The sequence below is a fragment of the Streptomyces sp. NPDC058371 genome (genome assembly GCF_042723265.1).
GTDB lineage: Bacteria > Actinomycetota > Actinomycetes > Streptomycetales > Streptomycetaceae > Streptomyces.
Map to the genome: position 1 here is coordinate 115,040 of NZ_JBHXJC010000007.1, position 20,044 is coordinate 135,083.

Sequence of the window (20,044 nt, forward strand, 5' to 3'; positions counted from 1 at the left end):
GGACAGGCCCTAGAGCACCCGCACCGCACCGGTGGCCGGGTAGCCCGAAAGGTCCTGAATCACCACACCCTTGGAGGGGTTGGCGGCGTCCAGGTACTGGCCGTTACCGATGTAGACGCCCACGTGGTACGCGGAACCCGCCGAACCCCAGTACAGGATGTCCCCGACCTGGACGCTGGAGAGCGAGACCGGCGTACCGGCCGTCGACTGGCTCTGCGAGACGCGCGGCAGGTCGACGCCGACCTGCTTGTACGCGGCCTGCACGAGCCCGGAGCAGTCCCAGGCGTTGGGACCGGTGCCGCCCATGACGTAGGCGTCGCCGACCTGCGACTTGAGGAACGCGATGACGGTCGCGACAGAGCCGCTGGCCGGCACGGAGACGTCCGTGGACGCCGAGAGGGTGGTGCGCTGGGACGACCGCGAGGCTGCCTGGGCGGCGGCGGCCTTGCGGGCGGCCTCGGCCTTCTTCTTGGCCTCCGCCTTCTTCTTGGCCTCGGCCAGGTCGGCCTTGGCCTGCTTTGCGGCCTTTGCCGTGGCTGCGTCGCGCTCCGCCTGCAGCTCGTAGTTGGCCGCGGCCTGCTGCGTGGCGTCCGCCGACTGCGCGACCTGGGTGGACAGGTCGGCCGTCAGCGCGGGCAGTTCGACCGTCTGCGTCACGGGGTCGGCGGCGTATGCCGAACCCGACGCACCGGCCACTGCCAGGGTGCTGAGAACGCCACCGGCAACTCCGGCGCGCATCGCGAGACTCGACGCGTTGCGGCGGGGCTTCCGGTGGCTGCGTATGTGAGCGGTGTGGGACATGGGTACAACCGGTACCAGGGGCTCCTCCATACCTTCAAGAAACGTGTGGTGCGCCACAGTTGTTCAATCGGCGGCCGAATCTCGGGCGCGGCGCCCCTTATTGACGCCGTAACGGGCATTGCGGACAGAGATGATCACGCCTTTGATCATGGGCTTTCCGTAATACGCCCGAATTGCCCCGCGCTTACCACTGGTTGAACCAGGTGGCCAAGCCCGGTTGATTCGGTGCACACGTGGATGTGGTGCAGGTCACGGAACGGTCACCGCGGCAGGCGCGTCCCGCGCGGAAGCCGCGGCCGCTTCCGCTCGTGAACGCGTGCACGCGTCCACTTCCGTCCGCTTCGCTCCCTCCGACGTGTGAACGGGCTCCACTATCAAGGGATCTGGTCCAGCGCCAATTTGCCTGCGATCGGCGCCGCTTGATAATGCGGCACCGCCCCGACCAGCGACGACGTAGGAAAATGTCACCCCTTGGTGATCGCTCGGCTGCTTCGCGTATGAAGATCACTGCTCATCCGACTTCATGATCGTTCGCCTGGTGGTGGAGATCACAAAGTCGTTCCTGACCCCCGTGTCGCAGATCACAGACCGGCAGGCATAGGATGCGGGGCAGTTGGGCTTGTGACCTGCTTCACATGAGCGCGATCTTCGTTGGGGACGCACGGGGTTCGTGGGGCGTGTGGGGCGGGTGGGCTCGCCCAATGCAACCGCCAGCAGTCAGCGCCGACTGAGAGGAGCGAGGAGCGTGAACGCGTATGCGCCGATCCTCGTACTGGGAGCCCTCGGGGCAGGCTTTGCGATCTTCTCCGTGGTCATGGCCACGCTTATCGGTCCAAAGCGGTACAACCGGGCCAAGCTCGAGGCCTACGAGTGCGGTATCGAGCCGACCCCCACGCCGGCCGGCGGCGGGCGATTCCCCATCAAGTACTACCTGACGGCGATGCTCTTCATCGTCTTCGACATCGAGATCGTCTTCCTCTACCCCTGGGCCGTCACGTTCGACGCCCTGGGTGTTTTCGGGCTCGTGGAGATGCTGCTCTTCGTGCTCACCGTCTTCGTCGCGTACGCGTACGTATGGCGGCGCGGCGGCTTGGAATGGGACTGAGGGGCCTTAGGACATGGGACTCGAAGAAAAGCTGCCGAGCGGATTCCTGCTGACCACCGTCGAGCAGGCCGCGGGATGGGTGCGCAAGTCATCCGTCTTCCCCGCCACGTTCGGGCTCGCCTGCTGCGCCATCGAGATGATGACGACCGGCGCGGGCCGCTACGACCTGGCGCGCTTCGGTATGGAGGTCTTCCGCGGATCACCCCGGCAGGCGGACCTGATGATCGTCGCCGGCCGGGTCAGCCAGAAGATGGCGCCGGTGCTGCGGCAGGTCTATGACCAGATGCCCAACCCCAAGTGGGTGATCTCCATGGGGGTTTGTGCCTCATCGGGCGGAATGTTCAACAACTACGCAATTGTCCAGGGCGTCGACCACATCGTCCCGGTCGACATCTACCTGCCCGGCTGTCCGCCGCGGCCCGAGATGCTGATGGACGCGATTCTCAAGCTCCACCAGAAGATCCAGTCCTCCAAGCTCGGCGTGAACGCCGAGGAGGCGGCCCGCGAGGCGGAGGAAGCGGCGCTCAAGGCGCTTCCCACCATCGAGATGAAGGGCCTGCTGCGGTGAGCGACGCGAACGGCAACGGGGTCAACCCCGAGAAGGACCTCGGGGCCTCCAACCTCCCTGGTCAGCGGGGCGACCAGGGCGAGGAGATCCGGGTCCAGCGCGGCATGTTCGGCGCCAACAACGGCGGCGACACCTCCGGCTACGGCGGTCTGGTCCGCTCGATCCGGCTGCCGGGAGCGGCCTCCCGCCCCTACGGCGGCTGGTTCGACGAGGTCGCCGACGAGCTGGAAGGCGCCCTGGAGGAGCAGGGACTCGTCCCCGACAACGTCATCGAGAAGACGATCGTCGACCGCGACGAGATCACCTTCCACGTCGAACGCGCGTACCTGCTCGCGGTCGCACAGACGCTGCGCGACGACCCGGCCCTCCGCTTCGAGCTGTGCACCGGTGTCTCGGGAGTGCACTACCTGGACGACAAGGGCCGCGAGCTGCACGCCGTCTACCACCTGCGCTCGATCACCCACAACCGGCTGATCCGCCTCGAAGTCAGCGCCCCGGACTCCGACCCGCACGTCCCGTCGCTGGTCTCCGTCTATCCGACGAACGACTGGCACGAGCGCGAGACGTACGACTTCTTCGGGCTGATCTTCGACGGTCACCCGGCGCTGACACGGATCATGATGCCGGACGACTGGCAGGGCTTCCCGCAGCGCAAGGACTACCCCCTCGGCGGCATCCCCGTCGAGTACAAGGGCGCCCAGATCCCGGCTCCGGACCAGCGGAGGTCGTACTCGTGAGCACGCAGACCCCTTCCCCGGACGCATCCGCCGCCTCGGCCCGTGAGACCACCGAGGGGACCGTCTACACGGTCACCGGCGGCGACTGGGACGAGGTCGCCCAGTCGGCGGCCAAGTCCGACGACGAGCGCATCATCGTCAACATGGGCCCGCAGCACCCGTCCACCCACGGGGTGCTCCGGCTCATCCTGGAGATCGACGGCGAGACCGTCACCGAGGCCCGCTGCGGCATCGGCTATCTGCACACCGGCATCGAGAAGAACCTCGAGTACCGCACGTGGACGCAGGGCACCACGTTCGTGACGCGCATGGACTACCTGACGCCGTTCTTCAACGAGACGGCCTACTGTCTCGCCGTCGAGAAACTCCTCGGCATCACGGACCAGATCCCCGACCGCGCCTCGATCATCCGGGTGCTCCTGATGGAGCTGAACCGGCTCTCCTCGCACCTGGTGTGCATCGCCACCGGCGGCATGGAACTCGGCGCCACCACGATCATGATCTACGGCTTCCGTGATCGTGAACTCATTCTCGACATCTACGAGCTGATCACCGGCCTGCGGATGAACCACGCGTACATCCGGCCCGGCGGACTCGCCCAGGACCTGCCGCCCGGTGCGGTGGACCAGATCCGCGAGTTCGTGAAGAAGATGAAGAAGAACCTTCCCGAGTACGACAAGCTCGCCACCGGGAACCCCATCTTCAAGGCCCGTATGCAGGACGTCGGCTATCTCGACCTGGCCGGCTGCATGGCCCTCGGCGCCACCGGCCCGGTACTGCGCTCGGCCGGCCTGCCGCACGACCTGCGCAAGTCCCAGCCGTACTGCGGCTACGAGACGTACGACTTCGATATCCCGACCGCCGACACCTGCGACTCCTACGGGCGCTTCCTGATCCGTCTCGAGGAGATGCGCCAGTCGCTGCGGATCGTCGAGCAGTGCCTGGACCGGCTGCAGCCGGGGCCGGTCATGGTCGCCGACAAGAAGATCGCCTGGCCCGCCCAGCTCGCGCTCGGCCCCGACGGACTCGGCAACTCCCTCGACCACATCAAGAAGATCATGGGCACCTCCATGGAGGCCCTGATCCACCACTTCAAGCTGGTGACCGAGGGCTTCCGCGTCCCGCCGGGACAGACCTACAGCGCGGTCGAGTCGCCCAAGGGCGAGCTCGGGGTGCACGCCGTCTCCGACGGAGGCACCCGCCCCTACCGGGTCCATTTCCGGGACCCGTCCTTCACCAACCTGCAGGCCATGGCGGCGATGTGCGAGGGCGGCCAGGTGGCCGACGTCATCGTCGCCGTCGCGTCCATCGACCCCGTGATGGGAGGCGTCGACCGGTGACCACCACTCCCGAGGGTGTCAGCCTGGGCATGCCCCAACTGCCCGCGCCCGACTACCCGGACGACGTCCGAGCCCGGCTGGAGACCGACGCGCGCGAGATCATCGCCCGCTACCCGGACTCCCGCTCCGCGCTCCTTCCGCTGCTGCACCTCGTGCAGTCGGAGGAGGGCCATGTCACGCGCACGGGGCAGCGGTTCTGTGCGGAGGTGCTCGGCCTGACGACGGCCGAGGTCACCGCGGTGGCGACCTTCTACTCCATGTACCGGCGCAAGCCCTCCGGTGACTACCAGGTCGGCGTCTGCACCAACACGCTGTGCGCGGTGATGGGCGGCGACGCGATCTTCGAGGCCCTCCAGGACCACCTGGGCGTCGGCAACGGCGAGACCACCGGCGACGGCAAGGTCACCCTGGAGCACATCGAGTGCAACGCGGCCTGCGACTTCGCGCCGGTCGTGATGGTCAACTGGGAGTTCTTCGACAACCAGACCGTGGCCTCCGCGAAGCGCCTCGTCGACGACCTGCGCGCGGGAGCACAGGTCGACCCCACCCGGGGCGCCCCCTTGTGCACGTTCAAGGACACCGCCCGGATCCTGGCCGGCTTCCCGGACGAGCGCGCCGGTGCCGTGGAGGCGAGCGGCGGCGCGGGCCCCGCCTCCCTGATCGGCCTCCGGCTGGCCAAGGGGGAGACCTCCCCCGCGCGCGTGGTCCACCCGCGCGGCTCCGGCAGCGACCGGGACCCGCAGACACACGAGCCGTCGCCGAGCGAGCACCTCAGCTCGCACGACGCGCCGCAGGACACGTCGGCATCCGACCCGTCCCACCCGGCGGGTCCGGTAGCCGAGGAGGGGGAGTGATGACCTTGTCCACTGAATATAGGGGCACCTCCCAGCCGGAGGCCGGCGGAGAGACCAGCCCCGAGAAGCTGCTCGCACCGGTGCTGTCGGCCTTCTGGGACGAGGAGAAGTCCTGGACGCTGGACACCTACCGAAGGCACGACGGATACGAGGGCCTGCGCAAGGCGCTCGCCATGTCGCCGGACGACCTCATCGCGTACGTCAAGGACTCCGGGCTGCGCGGCCGCGGCGGTGCGGGATTCCCCACCGGAATGAAATGGCAGTTCATTCCGCAGGGTGACGGCAAGCCTCACTATCTTGTTGTCAACGCCGACGAATCGGAGCCGGGGACCTGCAAGGACATCCCGCTCCTCTTCGCGAACCCGCACAGCCTCATCGAGGGCATTGTCATCGCCTGTTATGCGATCCGGTCCTCGCATGCCTTCATCTATTTGCGCGGTGAAGTCGTCCCCGTGCTGCGGCGGTTGCACGAGGCCGTACGCGAGGCCTATGCGGCGGGCTACCTGGGCGAGAACATTCTGGGCAGCGGACTCGATCTCGAACTCACCGTGCACGCGGGTGCGGGCGCGTACATCTGTGGCGAGGAGACCGCGCTGCTCGACTCGCTCGAAGGCCGCCGTGGCCAGCCGCGGCTTCGTCCCCCTTTCCCGGCGGTCGCGGGCCTCTATGCGTGCCCGACTGTTGTGAATAACGTCGAGTCGATCGCGTCAGTTCCCGCAATTCTCCACAAAGGCAAGGAATGGTTCAGGTCGATGGGCAGCGAGAAGTCCCCGGGCTTCACGCTCTACTCGCTCAGCGGCCATGTCGCCGGTCCCGGCCAGTACGAGGCACCGCTCGGCATCACGCTGCGCCAACTCCTCGACATGAGCGGCGGGATCAGGCCCGGACACCGGCTGAAGTTCTGGACGCCGGGCGGCTCCTCGACCCCCATGTTCACCGACGAGCACCTCGACGTGCCGCTGGACTACGAGGGAGTCGGCGCGGCGGGCTCCATGCTCGGCACCAAGGCACTCCAGTGCTTCGACGAGACGACCTGCGTCGTGCGGGCGGTCACGCGCTGGACCGAGTTCTACGCCCATGAGTCCTGCGGCAAGTGCACACCCTGCCGCGAAGGGACGTACTGGCTCGTGCAGTTGCTGCGCGACATCGAGGCGGGCAAGGGCGTCATGTCCGACCTCGACAAGCTGAACGACATCGCCGACAACATCAACGGCAAGTCGTTCTGCGCCCTCGGCGACGGCGCCGCCTCGCCGATCTTCTCCTCGCTCAAGTACTTCCGCGAGGAGTACGAGGAGCACATCACGGGCCGCGGCTGCCCCTTCGACCCGGCCAAGTCGACCGCCTGGGCGGACAAGCACACGGAGGTGAACGCATGACGGTTCAGCAGGCAGACAGCGGCTCCGCCGCGGGCCGGCGTCCCTCCGGAGGCGGGGAGCCGGCGATCCCGCCGGAGGACCTCGTCTCGCTGACGATCGACGGCGCCGAGCTCAGCGTGCCCAAGGGCACCCTGGTCATCCGGGCCGCCGAGCAGCTCGGCATCGAGATCCCGCGCTTCTGCGACCACCCGCTCCTCGACCCGGTCGGCGCCTGCCGTCAGTGCATCGTCGAGGTCGAGGGCCAGCGCAAGCCGATGGCGTCCTGCACGATCACGTGTACGGACGGAATGGTCGTAAGGACCCAGCTCACCTCGCAGGTCGCCGAGAAGGCCCAGCACGGTGTGATGGAGCTGCTGCTCATCAACCACCCGCTGGACTGCCCGGTCTGCGACAAGGGCGGCGAGTGCCCGCTGCAGAACCAGGCGATGTCGCACGGCAACGCCGAGTCCCGCTTCGAGGGCAAGAAGCGGACCTACGAGAAGCCGGTCCCGATCTCCACCCAGGTGCTGCTCGACCGCGAGCGGTGCGTGCTGTGCGCCCGCTGCACCCGCTTCTCCAACCAGATCGCGGGCGACCCGATGATCGAGCTGATCGAGCGGGGCGCGCTCCAGCAGGTCGGCACCGGTGAGGGCGACCCGTTCGAGTCGTACTTCTCCGGCAACACGATCCAGATCTGCCCGGTGGGCGCGCTGACCTCGGCGGCGTACCGCTTCCGTTCGCGCCCCTTCGACCTCATCTCGTCGCCCTCGGTGTGCGAGCACTGCTCCGGCGGCTGCGCGACCCGCACCGACCACCGGCGCGGCAAGGTCATGCGGCGCCTCGCGGCCAACGAGCCCGAGGTCAACGAGGAGTGGATCTGCGACAAGGGCCGGTTCGCCTTCCGGTACGCGCAGCAGCGGGACCGCATCGAGACCCCGCTGGTGCGGGGCGCGTCCGGTGAACTGGAGCCCGCTTCCTGGCCGGAGGCTCTGGAGGCGGCGGCCAAGGGGCTGCTGGCCGCGCGGGGCCGTGCCGGTGTGCTGACCGGTGGCCGGCTCACCGTCGAAGACGCCTACGCGTACAGCAAGTTCGCGCGCGTGGCCCTCGGCACGAACGACATCGACTTCCGCGCGCGCGTGCACAGCGGCGAGGAAGCAGACTTCCTGGCCGCCCGGGTCGCCGGACGGGGTCGCGACCTCGACGGTACGGGCGTCACGTACACCTCCCTGGAGAAGGCGCCCGCCGTTCTGCTCGCCGGGTTCGAGTCCGAGGAGGAGGCGCCCGGCGTCTTCCTGCGGCTGCGCAAGGCCTCGCGGGGACACGGACAGCAGACGTTCTCGCTCGCCACGCACGCGACGCGGGGCCTGGAGAAGGCGGGCGGCACGCTGCTGCCGGCCGCACCCGGCACCGAGACCGAGTGGCTGGACGCCCTCGCGAGCGGCGTCGGTCTCGAGGGCGACGGTGCCAGGGCCTCCGAGGCGCTGCGCCTCGAGGGCGCGGTAATCGTCGTCGGTGAGCGGCTCGCCGCCGTCGAGGGCGGTCTCACCGCCGCCGTACGGGCCTCGTCCGCCACCGGCGCCCAACTGGTGTGGATCCCGCGGCGGGCCGGAGAGCGCGGCGCGATCGAGGCGGGCGCGCTGCCCACGCTGCTGCCCGGTGGCCGGCCGGCCACCGACCCGCGCGCGCGGGACGAGGTCGCGACCGCCTGGGGCGTGGCCGAACTCCCGCACCGCTACGGCCGCGACACCGGCCAGATCGTCGAGGCCGCCGCCAGTGGTGAGCTGGGCGCCCTGCTGGTGGCCGGCGTCGAGGTCGCCGACCTGCCGAACCCGGCACGCGCGCGTGCCGCCCTGGCCGAAGTCGGCTTCCTGGTCTCGCTCGAACTGCGTCCCAGCGAGGTCACCGACCACGCGGACGTCGTCCTCCCGGTGGCCGCGGTCGCCGAGAAGGCGGGCACCTTCCTCAACTGGGAGGGCCGGGCACGTCTCTTCGAGGCCGCGCTCAAGCCCGACCAGATGACCCGGCGCCTGGCGACCAGCGATGCGCGTGTCCTGCAGATGCTCGCGGACGCCATGGACATCCACCTCGGTCTGCCCGATCTGCGCACCGCGCGCATCGAGCTGGACCGGCTCGGCGGCTGGGACGGGTCCCGGGCCACCGAACTGCTGGAAACGGCCGCCCTGCTGCCGCGCCCCGCCGCCGGGGAGGCCGTGCTCGCGGGCCACCGGCTGCTGCTCGACCGGGGCCGGCTCCAGGAGGGCGACGAGGCGCTCGCCGGGACACGGCACGCGGCACGCGCGCGTGTGTCGCCCGCCACCGCCGCCGAGGCGGGCATCAAGGAGGGCGACCTCCTCGCGGTCACCGGACCCTCCGGATCGGTCGAACTCCCGCTGCAGATCACCGAGATGCCGGACCGCGTGGTCTGGCTCCCGCTGAACTCCACCGGAGGGGGCGTCGCCTCCGACACCGGGGCGCTGCCCGGCGCACTCGTCCGCATCGGCCCGGCGACCCTCGCCGCCGAGGCCCCCAAGGAGGTGGAGGCATGACTCCGTACCTCGCCGCTGAAGACCTCTCCCTGTTCGGCCAGGACCCCTGGTGGCTGGTCGTCGTCAAGGCGGTCTTCTGCTTCGCCTTCCTGATGGTGACCGTGCTCTTCTCCATCGTGTGGGAGCGCAAGGTCGTCGCCTGGATGCAGCTGCGCATCGGCCCCAACCGGCACGGCCCCTGGGGCATGCTCCAGTCGCTCGCCGACGGCATCAAGCTGATGCTCAAGGAAGACCTCATCGTCAAGCGCGCGGACAAGGTGGTCTACGTCCTCGCGCCGATCATCGCGGCCATCCCGGCCTTCATGGCGATCGCGGTGATCCCCTTCGGGCCGGCCGGCAACGAGGTGTCGATCTTCGGCCACCGCACCACGATGCAGCTCACTGACCTGCCGATCGCGATGCTCTACATCCTCGCGGTCGCCTCGGTGGGCATCTACGGCATCGTGCTGGCGGGCTGGAGTTCCGGATCCACGTATCCGCTCCTCGGCGGTCTGCGGTCCTGCGCCCAGATGATCTCGTACGAGATCGCCATGGGTGCCGCGTTCGCCTCGGTGTTCCTCTACTCCGGGTCGATGTCGACCTCGACGATCGTGGAACAGCAGCACGACCGCTGGTACATCGTGCTGCTGCCGGTCTCGTTCCTGATCTACATCGTGACCATGATCGGCGAGACCAACCGCGCTCCCTTCGACATGCCGGAGTCCGAGGGCGACCTGGTCGGCGGCTTCAACACCGAGTACTCGTCGATCAAGTTCGCGCTGTTCATGCTCGCCGAGTACGTGAACATGGTGACGGTCTCGGCCGTTTCCACGACGCTCTTCCTCGGTGGCTGGCGGGCCCCCTGGCCCATCAGCACCTTCTGGGAGGGCGCCAACCACGGCTGGTGGCCGATGCTCTGGTTCGTGGTGAAGGTGCAGCTGCTGCTGTTCTTCTTCATCTGGCTGCGCGGCACGCTGCCGCGCGTGCGCTACGACCAGCTGATGAAGCTCGGCTGGAAGGTGCTGATCCCGGTCTCCGTGGTCTGGCTGATGCTCGTCGCGACCGTGCGGACCCTGCGCAACGAGAACTACGACTTCGCCGACATCGCCCTGTACGTCGGCGGCGGTGTCCTGGTCCTGCTGTTGCTCTCGTTCGTCGCGGACATCTTCCGCGACCGCGGCGCCAAGGAACAGGAGGCGGCCGCCGAGCCGGTCGCCTTCGACCCGATGGCGGGCGGATTCCCCGTACCGCCGCTGCCGGGACAGGAACTGCCGCCGGTGCCACGGCGCCGCTCGCACCGCGAGCGGGAGTTGATTGTCAGTGGTGGGTCCGATACTGCGAGTGACGGATCACTTGGCGGATCGCGTGACGGAAAGGAGGGGTCCGATGGCTGAGGAGCCGAAGGAGACCGGGCAGACGAAGCCGGGCTTCCAGAACCCCGTCGCCGGCTTCGGCGTGACCTTCAAGGCCATGTTCAAGAAGCGGCTGACCGAGCAGTACCCGGAGCAGCAGAAGACCACGGCTCCGCGGTTCCACGGCCGGCACCAGCTCAACCGGCACCCGGACGGCCTGGAGAAGTGCATCGGCTGCGAGCTGTGCGCCTGGGCCTGCCCCGCCGACGCGATCTACGTCGAGGGCGCGGAGAACACCGACGAGGAGCGCTACTCGCCGGGCGAGCGGTACGGCCGCGTCTACCAGATCAACTACGCCCGCTGCATCCTGTGCGGCCTGTGCATCGAGGCATGCCCCACGCGCGCGCTGACGATGACCAACGAGTTCGAGCTCGCCGACAGCAGCCGCGCCAACCTGATCTACACCAAGGAGCAGCTGCTCGCCGGCCTCGACGAGGGCATGGTCGACAGCCCGCACTCGATCTTCCCGGGCACGGACGAGCAGGACTACTACCGGGGCCTGGTGACGGAGGCGGCGCCCGGTACGGAACGTCAGGTGGCCGTCTCCAAGGGCGAGGTCCCGCAGGAGGCCGCCTCGACCTTCGGCGAGGACGAGCCCGCGTCCGGGAAGGTGGTCGGCCGATGACGGATCTCGCCGCCTACTCCACCTCCACCGGAGAGGCCTTCCAGTTCTGGGTCCTCGGCACCGTCGCCGTGATCGGCGCCCTGTGCACCGTCTTCATGAAGAAGGCCGTGCACAGCGCGCTCTGTCTCGCCGGGACCATGATCATCCTGGCGGTGTTCTACCTCGCCAACGGCGCGTACTTCCTGGGCATCGTGCAGATCGTCGTCTACACCGGCGCGATCATGATGCTGTTCCTCTTCGTGGTCATGCTCGTCGGTGTCACGGCGGCGGACTCACTGAAGGAGACCATCAAGGGCCAGCGCTGGCTGGCCCTGGTGTGCGGACTCGGCTTCGGCGTCCTGCTCTTCGCGGGCATCGGGAACGCGTCCCTCAAGGAGTTCGCCGGCCTGACCCAGGCGAACGCGAACGGCAACGTGGAGGGCCTGGCCGCCCTCATCTTCACGAAGTACGTGTTCGCCTTCGAGATCACCGGCGCCCTGCTCATCACGGCCGCCGTCGGCGCCATGGTGCTCACCCACCGCGAGCGCACCGAGCGGGCCATGACCCAGCGCGAGATGTCCGAGCAGCGGGTGCGGGGCAAGCACCTGCCGCCGCTGCCGGCCCCGGGTGTCTACGCCCGGCACAACGCGGTGGACATCGCGGGTCTGCTCCCCGACGGCACCCCGTCCGAGCTGACCGTCAACAAGACGCTCCGCGACCGCGGCCAGATCCGTGACGTGTCCTCCGAGGCGCTGAACGACCTGAAGGCCCTGGAACAGCGCGCCGAGGAGCGCCTGGAGCGCACGAAGACGGGGGAGGGGTCGAAGTGAACCCGGTCAACTACCTCTATCTCGCCGCCCTGTTGTTCACGATCGGTGCCACCGGCGTGCTGATCAGGCGGAACGCGATCGTGGTGTTCATGTGCGTCGAGCTCATGCTCAACGCCTGCAACCTCGCCTTCGTGGTCTTCTCCCGGATGCACGGCAATCTCGACGGCCAGATCATCGCCTTCTTCACGATGGTCGTCGCCGCCGCGGAGGTCGTGGTCGGGCTCGCGATCATCGTGTCGCTGTTCCGTTCGCGCCACTCGGCCTCGGTCGACGACGCCAGCCTGATGAAGCTGTAAGGGGTCGCTGAATCGTGGAGAATCTGATCGCGCTGCTGGTAGCGGCGCCTCTGCTCGGAGCGGCCGTACTGCTGTGCGGCGGCCGGCGGCTGGACGCCGTCGGGCACTGGATCGGCACGGCCCTCGCGGCTTCCTCCTTCGTGATCGGCGCGGTCCTCTTCGCCGACATGCTGGGCAAGGACGCCGAGCACCGGGCCATCGGCCAGCACCTGTTCAGCTGGGTGCCCGTGGAGGGCTTCCAGGCGGACGTCGCGTTCCAGCTCGACCAGCTGTCGATGACGTTCGTCCTGCTGATCACCGGCGTCGGCTCCCTGATCCACCTGTACTCGATCGGGTACATGGAGCACGACGAGCGGCGCCGCCGCTTCTTCGGCTATCTGAACCTGTTCCTCGCGGCGATGCTGCTGCTGGTCCTCGCGGACAACTACCTCCTGCTGTACGTCGGCTGGGAGGGCGTCGGCCTCGCCTCGTACCTGCTCATCGGCTTCTGGCAGCACAAGCCCAGCGCCGCCACCGCCGCGAAGAAGGCCTTCCTGGTCAACCGCGTCGGTGACATGGGCCTCTCGATCGCCATCATGCTGATGTTCACGACCTTCGGGACCTTCGCCTTCGGGCCGCTGCTGGGCACGCACGAGGACGCGGGGCTCGTCGGCGGCGCGACCGAGGGCAAGCTCACCGCCGTCGCGCTGATGCTGCTGCTCGCCGCCTGCGGCAAGTCCGCCCAGGTGCCGCTGCAGTCCTGGCTCGGGGACGCGATGGAGGGCCCGACCCCGGTCTCGGCCCTCATCCACGCCGCCACCATGGTGACCGCGGGTGTGTACCTGATCGTCCGCTCCGGCGCCATCTTCAACGCCGCGCCGGACGCGCAACTGGCCGTCACCGTCGTGGGCGCGGTCACGCTCCTGTTCGGTGCGATCGTCGGTTGCGCGAAGGACGACATCAAGAAGGCGCTCGCCGGTTCGACGATGTCGCAGATCGGCTACATGGTGCTGGCCGCGGGTCTCGGCCCCATCGGCTACGTCTTCGCGATCATGCACCTGGTGACGCACGGCTTCTTCAAGGCCGGGCTCTTCCTCGGCGCCGGCTCCGTCATGCACGGCATGAACGACGAGGTCGACATGAGGAAGTACGGCGGCCTGCGCAAGTACATGCCGGTCACCTTCGTGACGTTCGGCCTCGGCTACCTCGCCATCATCGGCTTCCCGGGCCTGTCCGGCTTCTTCTCCAAGGACAAGATCATCGAGGCGGCCTTCGCGAAGGGCGGCACCGAGGGCTGGATCCTCGGCGGCGCGGCTCTGCTGGGCGCGGCGATCACCGCGTACTACATGACGCGCGTGATGCTCATGACGTTCTTCGGCGAGGAGCGCTGGCGCAACGCGCCGACGGCGTCCCCGGCCGAGCCGAGCGTGGAGCCCGCGGCCGAGCACCAGGGCGAGCACTCCGAGCCGCACCCGCACGAGTCGCCCAAGTCCATGACGATCCCCATGATCGTGCTGGCCTTCGGATCGGTCTTCGCGGGTGGTCTGTTCAGCGTCGGCGACCGCTTCCTGCACTGGCTGGAGCCGATCACCGGACACGACCACGGGGACTCGCCGGTCAGCGCGCTGACGGTCACCCTGTCCACGATGGTCGTCCTCGTCATCGGTGCCGGAATCGCGTACGCCCAGTACGGGCGCCGGCCTGTGCCGGTGGTCGCCCCGCGCGGGTCGCTGCTGACCCGGGCCGCGCGGCGCGACCTGCTCCAGGACGACTTCAACCACGTCGTGCTGGTGCGCGGCGGAGAGCACCTCACGCGCTCTCTGGTCTACGTCGACCACACCCTGGTCGACGGTGTCGTCAACGGCACGGCGGCTTCGATGGGTGGCCTCTCCGGACGACTGCGCAAGCTGCAGAACGGCTATGCGCGTTCGTACGCGGTCTCGATGTTCGGCGGTGCGGCGATCCTCATCGCCGCGACCCTGCTGATGAGGGCGGTCTGATACCGAATGTCTGGATCAAACACAGTCTTTCCACTCCTGACGGCGACGGCGGCGCTCCCGGCCCTCGGGGCGATCGCCACCGCCGCCGTGCCGGCCGCGCGACGCGTCGCCGCCAAGTGGCTGGCGCTGCTCGTGTCGCTCGCCACGCTGGTGCTGGCCGCGGTCGTGCTCGTCCGCTTCGACCCCGGCGGCGACCGCTACCAGCTCACCGAATCCCACTCCTGGATCGCGGACTTCGGGGTGCGGTACGAGCTGGGCGTGGACGGCATCGGGGTGGCGCTCGTCGCGCTGACCGCCCTGTTGATGCCGTTCATCATCCTCGCGGGCTGGCACGACGCCGACCCGCAGGAGACCGGGGACGAATCCCTGGGCAGCTTCGCCGCGGGGCGCTGGCGGCCGACGCAGGGCTTCTTCGCCCTGATCCTGGCCGTCGAGGCGATGGTGATCATCTCCTTCGAGGCCACCGACGTCTTCCTCTTCTACATCTTCTTCGAAGCCATGCTCATCCCGATGTACTTCCTCATCGGCGGCTTCGGGGACCGGGCGCACGAGCACGGCGACGAGGCGGCGGCGACGCAACGCTCGTATGCCGCCGTGAAGTTCCTCCTCTACAACCTGGTCGGCGGCCTGATCATGTTGGCCGCCGTCATCGGTCTCTACGTGGTGGCCGGGAACTTCTCGCTGGAGCAGATCGCCGAGGCGCGGGCCAGCGGCTCGCTGCACATGGCGACGAGCACGGAGCGCTGGCTGTTCCTCGGCTTCTTCTTCGCGTTCGCGGTGAAGGCACCCCTGTGGCCGCTGCACACCTGGCTGCCGAACGCCATGGGCGAGGCGACCGCTCCGGTCGCCGTCCTGATCACGGCGGTGGTCGACAAGGTCGGCACCTTCGCGATGCTCCGCTTCTGCCTCCAGCTGTTCCCGGAGGCGAGCAAGTGGGCGACGCCGGCCATCCTCGTACTGGCGCTGATCAGCATCATCTACGGGGCGCTGCTCGCCGTCGGCCAGCGGGACATCAAGCGGCTGGTGGCGTACGCGTCGATCTCCCACTTCGGGTTCATCATCCTGGGCATCTTCGCGATGACCAGCCAGGGCCAGTCGGGCGCGACGCTCTACATGGTCAACCACGGGATCTCGACCGCCGCCCTGATGCTGGTGGCGGGCTTCCTGATCTCGCGGCGCGGCTCGCGTCTGATCGCGGACTACGGAGGAGTGCAGAAGGTCGCCCCGGTGCTCGCCGGCACCTTCCTGATCGGCGGACTGGCGACCCTCTCGCTCCCGGGGCTCGCGCCCTTCGTGAGTGAATTCCTGGTCCTGGTCGGCGTGTTCACGCGTTACCCGGCCGTCGGCATCATCGCGACGTTCGGCATCGTCCTCGCCGCGCTCTACACGCTGGTGCTCTACCAGCGGACCATGACGGGCCCGGTGAAGGCCGAGGTCGCCGAGATGCCGGACCTGCGGGTCCGTGAGCTGCTGGTCGTCGCCCCGCTGATCGCGCTGCTGATCTTCCTGGGCGTCTACCCGAGGCCCATCACCGACATCGTCAACCCGGCGGTGCAACAGACCATGTCAGACGTACACAAGAAGGACCCCAAGCCCGAGGTGGAGGCGGCCAAGTGAGCGCAGTAGCCGTCCACAGCCTGTGGACAACCGCGGCCGACCCGATCTCGAAGATCGACGCGCCGAAGATCGAATACGCGCAATTGTCGCCCACCCTGATCGTCATCGGGGCGGCGATCATCGGGGTGCTCATCGAGGCCTTCGTCCCGCGCAAGTCCCGTTACTACGCCCAGGTGTTCGTGTCCGTCGTGGCGCTGGTCGCGGCCTTCGCCGCGGTCGTGGCACTCGCGGTCGGCGGGTACGGCACGACGAAGGCGCACATCGCGGCCATGGGCGCGGTAGCCGTCGACGGGCCCGCGCTGTTCCTCCAGGGGACGATCCTCCTCGCGGGCGTGCTCGGCGTGTTCACCTTCGCCGAGCGCCGGCTGGACCCGGAGGCGCACGGCAACCGCGTCGACTCGTTCGCCGCGCAGGCCGCGTCCGTGCCGGGCAGCGACAGCGAAAAGGCCGCGGTCAAGGCCGGGTTCACCACCACCGAGGTGTTCCCGCTGCTGCTCTTCGCGATCGGCGGCATGCTGGTCTTCCCGGCGGCCAACGACCTGCTGACGCTGTTCATCGCGCTGGAGGTCTTCTCGCTGCCGCTGTACCTGCTGTGCGCCGTGGCCCGCCGCAAGCGGCTCATGTCGCAGGAGGCCGCGGTCAAGTACTTCCTGCTCGGCGCCTTCGCCTCGGCGTTCACGCTCTTCGGCATCGCCCTGCTGTACGGCTACGCGGGCTCGGTGTCGTACGCGACGATCAGCCAGGTCGTCGACGGCACCATCCAGAACGTGAACCCGGCGCTCGCCGACACGATGGGCAACGATGCGCTGCTCCTCATCGGGGTCGCGATGGTCGTCATGGGGTTGCTGTTCAAGGTCGGCGCGGTGCCGTTCCACATGTGGACGCCGGACGTCTACCAGGGCGCGCCGACGCCGGTCACCGGCTTCATGGCGGCGGCCACCAAGGTCGCGGCCTTCGGCGCCCTGCTCCGCCTGCTGTACGTCGTCCTGCCCGGCCTGCGCTGGGACTGGCGGCCGGTCATGATGGCCGTCGCGATCGTCACCATGCTGGGCGGCGCGATCGTCGCGATCACCCAGACCGACATCAAACGGCTCCTGGCGTACTCGTCCATCGCACACGCGGGGTTCATCCTCGCGGGTGTCATCGCCACCTCGCCGGACGGCGTCTCGTCGGTGCTCTTCTATCTGGGCGCCTACTCGTTCGTGACGATCGGGGCGTTCGCGGTCGTGACCCTCGTCCGGGACGCGGGCGGCGAGGCCACGCACCTCTCCAAGTGGGCGGGCCTCGGACGCCGGTCTCCGCTGGTGGCGGCCGTGTTCGCGGTGTTCCTGCTGGCCTTCGCGGGCATCCCGCTGACCTCCGGGTTCGCCGGTAAGTTCGCCGTCTTCAAGGCGGCGGCGGAAGGCGGCGCCGGCGCGCTGGTCGTGGTCGGTGTGATCTCGTCGGCGATCGCGGCGTTCTTCTACATCCGCGTGATCGTGCTCATGTTCTTCAGCGAGCCGAGGGCGGACGGCCCCACGGTCGCCGTGCCCTCGCCGCTGACCATGACGGCGATCGCGGTGGGTGTGGCGGTCACGCTGGTGCTGGGCGTGGCGCCGCAGTACTTCCTGGACCTCGCGGGCCAGGCGGGAGTCTTCGTCCGCTGAGCTGTCGTACGTCCGTGCCGGGCCCCGGGCCTCCTGAGGGAGACCGGGGCCCGGCCCGTGTGCGACGGCTGCGGCGCGTGCGCGACGGCTCCGGTATGTGTGGGACGGCTGCGGCATGTGTTCGGCGGCCCGGTGGGTGGTTGACGGCTTTGGCGCGCCCCCGCCGGAGCGCGCAGCGGAGTGGATCAGTCGCAGCCTGTGGATAACTCCGGGGCTGTCGGCGCGGAGCCCTATGGTGGCTGTCGTGGGGGAAGGACGACATACGGGGGACGACGGGTGATGAGCGGGATGGGCGGGACAGCTGTGGTGACCGGAGCGGACACGCGGACAGGACTGGCGGAGAGCGAGGCGCTGGCCACCCTCCACCGGGTCTTCGGATACGACGCCTTCCGCGGTGAGCAGGGAGCCGTCATCGACCATGTGGTCGCGGGCGGTGACGCCGTCGTCCTCATGCCGACCGGCGCCGGAAAGTCGCTCTGCTACCAGATTCCGTCCCTGGTCAGACCCGGTACGGGAGTGGTCGTCTCGCCCCTCATCGCGCTGATGCAGGACCAGGTGGACGCACTGCGGGCACTCGGCGTGCGCGCCGGGTTCATGAACTCCACGCAGGACTTCGACGAGCGGCGCGTCGTGGAGGCGGAGTTCCTGGCCGGCGAGCTGGACCTGCTCTATCTGGCGCCGGAGCGGCTGCGCCTCGAAGGCACGCTGGATCTGCTCTCCCGCGGCAAGATCGCGGTCTTCGCGATCGACGAAGCGCACTGCGTGTCCCAGTGGGGCCACGACTTCCGCCCCGACTATCTGGCCCTCTCCCTGCTCGGCGAGCGCTGGCCCGACGTCCCGCGCATCGCGCTCACGGCGACGGCCACGCACGCGACGCACCTGGAGATCACCCAGCGGCTGGGCATGCCGGACGCCCGGCACTTCGTGGCGAGCTTCGACCGGCCCAACATCCAGTACCGCATCATCCCCAAGGCCGACCCCAAGAAGCAGCTGCTGTCCTTCCTGCGGGAGGAGCACGCGGGTGACGCGGGCATCGTCTACTGCCTCTCGCGCAACTCGGTGGAGAAGACCGCCGAGTTCCTCTCCCGCAACGGCATCGAGGCGGTGCCGTACCACGCGGGTCTCGACGCGGGCACGCGCGCGACGCACCAATCGCGCTTCCTGCGCGAAGAAGGCCTGATCGTGTGCGCCACCATCGCCTTCGGCATGGGCATCGACAAGCCGGACGTGCGGTTCGTCGCCCACCTCGACCTGCCGAAGTCCGTCGAGGGGTACTACCAGGAGACGGGCCGGGCCGGCCGTGACGGACTGCCGTCCACGGCCTGGATGGCGTACGGGCTGCAGGACGTGGTGCAGCAGCGGAAGCTGATCCAGGGCAGCGAGGGCGACGAGGCGTTCCGCCGCCGGGCCGCCGCTCACCTGGACTCGATGCTGGCGCTGTGCGAGACGGTCCAGTGCCGCCGCTCCCAGCTCCTGGCCTACTTCGGACAGGATCCGCAGTCCGACAGCTGCGGCAACTGCGACACCTGCCTGGTCCCGCCGCAGACGTGGGACGGCACGATCGCCGCGCAGAAGCTGCTCTCCACGATCGTCCGGCTGCAGCGGGAGCGGGGCCAGAAGTTCGGGGCGCTCCAGATCGTCGACATCCTGCTGGGCCGGCGGACGGCGAAGGTGATCCAGTTCGATCACGACCAGCTGTCCGTGTTCGGTATCGGCGAGGATCTGTCGGAGTCCGAATGGCGAGGCGTCGTACGGCAGTTGCTGGCCCAGGGACTGCTCGCGGTCGAGGGCGAGTACGGCACGCTGGTGCTGACCGACGCCAGTGGCACCGTGCTGCGGCGCGAGCGCGAGGTGCCGCTGCGCAAGGAACAGCCGAAACCGGCGGCCGCGCGGTCGGGCTCGGGCGGGGGCCGGGGCGAGCGGAAGGCCAAGGCCGCCGTCGCAGAGCTGCCGGCCGAGCTGGTCCCCGTCTTCGAGGCCCTGCGCTCCTGGCGCGCGGACCAGGCTCGCGAGCAGGGCGTCCCGGCGTACGTCATCTTCCACGACGCCACGCTGCGGGAGATCGCCACGGTCGCGCCCACCACCGTGGCCGAGCTGGGTGCCATCAGCGGAGTCGGCGAGAAGAAGCTGGTGACGTACGGCGACGGGGTGCTGGCGGTCCTGGCCTCGCAGGGCGGTGCGCCCGGCGGAGCCGCCGACTCCGGCCCCGGTGAGGCACCGGCGGCACCAGCGGCACCGGCGGCACCGGATGCGCCTGAGACACCGGCGGCCCCGGCGGACCCGGACTGGCCCGAGATGGATGCGGAGCCGGAGCCGGAGGACTGGATATAGGGTCCGGGCGCCGCTCGCTCCGACCGGTCCGCTCGCTCCGACCG

At 69.0% G+C, this 20,044-nt stretch carries 16 protein-coding genes; 15 read left to right on the forward strand and 1 reads right to left on the reverse strand.

Translation table 11 applies throughout. The features are described 5' to 3' along the window. Positions 1–9 precede the first annotated feature (9 nt). Positions 10–831 carry a C40 family peptidase gene (locus tag ACFWM2_RS21890; RefSeq protein ID WP_383282309.1) on the reverse strand — a complete coding sequence of 274 codons (822 nt, stop codon included), beginning with the start codon at positions 829–831 and terminating at the stop codon, positions 10–12. A gap of 715 nt (positions 832–1,546) precedes the next feature. Here ACFWM2_RS21890 and ACFWM2_RS21895 point away from each other — a divergent pair. The 15 genes from ACFWM2_RS21895 to recQ all read left to right on the forward strand — a co-directional run bounded on the left by ACFWM2_RS21895 (position 1,547) and on the right by recQ (position 20,000). Next, positions 1,547–1,906: an NADH-quinone oxidoreductase subunit A gene (locus ACFWM2_RS21895; RefSeq protein ID WP_007383963.1), complete on the forward strand. Its 360-nt coding sequence runs from the start codon at positions 1,547–1,549 to the stop codon at positions 1,904–1,906. A 13-nt stretch (positions 1,907–1,919) separates the two neighbouring features. Next, positions 1,920–2,474, forward strand: coding sequence for an NADH-quinone oxidoreductase subunit B family protein (locus ACFWM2_RS21900; RefSeq protein ID WP_018528252.1), 555 nt, complete (start codon positions 1,920–1,922; stop codon positions 2,472–2,474). Then, a complete protein-coding gene (locus tag ACFWM2_RS21905) occupies positions 2,471–3,211 on the forward strand; it encodes an NADH-quinone oxidoreductase subunit C (RefSeq protein WP_383282313.1) in 741 nt (246 codons plus the stop codon). Before ACFWM2_RS21900 ends, ACFWM2_RS21905 begins: the two co-directional genes overlap by 4 nt. Continuing rightward, positions 3,208–4,551 (forward strand): NADH-quinone oxidoreductase subunit D, encoded by a 1,344-nt coding sequence (locus ACFWM2_RS21910; RefSeq protein ID WP_383282316.1) that lies wholly within the window; start codon positions 3,208–3,210, stop codon positions 4,549–4,551. The genes ACFWM2_RS21905 and ACFWM2_RS21910 overlap by 4 nt, the downstream gene beginning before the upstream one ends. 29 nt (positions 4,552–4,580) lie before the next feature. Then, on the forward strand, positions 4,581–5,405 hold the full coding sequence (gene nuoE / locus ACFWM2_RS21915) for an NADH-quinone oxidoreductase subunit NuoE (protein WP_383282909.1): 825 nt from the start codon (positions 4,581–4,583) through the stop codon (positions 5,403–5,405). Beyond that, on the forward strand, positions 5,402–6,781 hold the full coding sequence (nuoF, locus tag ACFWM2_RS21920) for an NADH-quinone oxidoreductase subunit NuoF (RefSeq protein ID WP_383282319.1): 1,380 nt from the start codon (positions 5,402–5,404) through the stop codon (positions 6,779–6,781). Before nuoE ends, nuoF begins: the two co-directional genes overlap by 4 nt. Further along, on the forward strand, positions 6,778–9,306 hold the full coding sequence (locus ACFWM2_RS21925; RefSeq protein WP_383282322.1) for an NADH-quinone oxidoreductase subunit G: 2,529 nt from the start codon (positions 6,778–6,780) through the stop codon (positions 9,304–9,306). Before nuoF ends, ACFWM2_RS21925 begins: the two co-directional genes overlap by 4 nt. Beyond that, the gene (gene nuoH / locus ACFWM2_RS21930; RefSeq protein WP_383282325.1) at positions 9,303–10,679 is read left to right on the forward strand and encodes an NADH-quinone oxidoreductase subunit NuoH; all 1,377 of its coding nucleotides are present in this window, start codon (positions 9,303–9,305) and stop codon (positions 10,677–10,679) included. The genes ACFWM2_RS21925 and nuoH overlap by 4 nt, the downstream gene beginning before the upstream one ends. Beyond that, positions 10,672–11,322 (forward strand): NADH-quinone oxidoreductase subunit NuoI, encoded by a 651-nt coding sequence (nuoI, locus tag ACFWM2_RS21935; protein WP_383282328.1) that lies wholly within the window; start codon positions 10,672–10,674, stop codon positions 11,320–11,322. The genes nuoH and nuoI overlap by 8 nt, the downstream gene beginning before the upstream one ends. Next, positions 11,319–12,131 carry an NADH-quinone oxidoreductase subunit J gene (locus tag ACFWM2_RS21940; protein ID WP_383282331.1) on the forward strand — a complete coding sequence of 271 codons (813 nt, stop codon included), beginning with the start codon at positions 11,319–11,321 and terminating at the stop codon, positions 12,129–12,131. Before nuoI ends, ACFWM2_RS21940 begins: the two co-directional genes overlap by 4 nt. Further along, positions 12,128–12,427 (forward strand): NADH-quinone oxidoreductase subunit NuoK, encoded by a 300-nt coding sequence (gene nuoK / locus ACFWM2_RS21945; protein ID WP_018568277.1) that lies wholly within the window; start codon positions 12,128–12,130, stop codon positions 12,425–12,427. The genes ACFWM2_RS21940 and nuoK overlap by 4 nt, the downstream gene beginning before the upstream one ends. A 14-nt stretch (positions 12,428–12,441) precedes the next feature. Next, positions 12,442–14,406, forward strand: a complete 1,965-nt coding sequence (nuoL, locus tag ACFWM2_RS21950) for an NADH-quinone oxidoreductase subunit L (protein ID WP_383282334.1) — start codon at positions 12,442–12,444, stop codon at positions 14,404–14,406. Between the two features lie 6 nt (positions 14,407–14,412). After that, positions 14,413–16,023 (forward strand): NADH-quinone oxidoreductase subunit M, encoded by a 1,611-nt coding sequence (locus ACFWM2_RS21955; RefSeq protein WP_383282337.1) that lies wholly within the window; start codon positions 14,413–14,415, stop codon positions 16,021–16,023. Next, positions 16,020–17,669, forward strand: coding sequence for an NADH-quinone oxidoreductase subunit NuoN (nuoN, locus tag ACFWM2_RS21960; RefSeq protein WP_383282340.1), 1,650 nt, complete (start codon positions 16,020–16,022; stop codon positions 17,667–17,669). Before ACFWM2_RS21955 ends, nuoN begins: the two co-directional genes overlap by 4 nt. Before the next feature lie 288 nt (positions 17,670–17,957). After that, positions 17,958–20,000: a DNA helicase RecQ gene (gene recQ / locus ACFWM2_RS21965; protein WP_383282343.1), complete on the forward strand. Its 2,043-nt coding sequence runs from the start codon at positions 17,958–17,960 to the stop codon at positions 19,998–20,000. The last annotated feature ends 44 nt before the right edge of the window (positions 20,001–20,044 follow it).

Bases quoted from the DNA above. Each gene is read 5' to 3' on its own strand.
- nuoI (WP_383282328.1), top strand. From the start codon at position 10,672: ATGGCTGAGGAGCCGAAGGAGACCGGGCAGACGAAGCCGGGCTTCCAG.
- ACFWM2_RS21955 (WP_383282337.1), top strand. From the start codon at position 14,413: ATGTCTGGATCAAACACAGTCTTTCCACTCCTGACGGCGACGGCGGCG.
- ACFWM2_RS21900 (WP_018528252.1), top strand. From the start codon at position 1,920: ATGGGACTCGAAGAAAAGCTGCCGAGCGGATTCCTGCTGACCACCGTC.
- ACFWM2_RS21940 (WP_383282331.1), top strand. From the start codon at position 11,319: ATGACGGATCTCGCCGCCTACTCCACCTCCACCGGAGAGGCCTTCCAG.
- ACFWM2_RS21890 (WP_383282309.1), bottom strand. From the start codon at position 831: ATGGAGGAGCCCCTGGTACCGGTTGTACCCATGTCCCACACCGCTCAC.
- recQ (WP_383282343.1), top strand. From the start codon at position 17,958: ATGGGCGGGACAGCTGTGGTGACCGGAGCGGACACGCGGACAGGACTG.
- nuoH (WP_383282325.1), top strand. From the start codon at position 9,303: ATGACTCCGTACCTCGCCGCTGAAGACCTCTCCCTGTTCGGCCAGGAC.
- nuoE (WP_383282909.1), top strand. From the start codon at position 4,581: ATGCCCCAACTGCCCGCGCCCGACTACCCGGACGACGTCCGAGCCCGG.
- ACFWM2_RS21925 (WP_383282322.1), top strand. From the start codon at position 6,778: ATGACGGTTCAGCAGGCAGACAGCGGCTCCGCCGCGGGCCGGCGTCCC.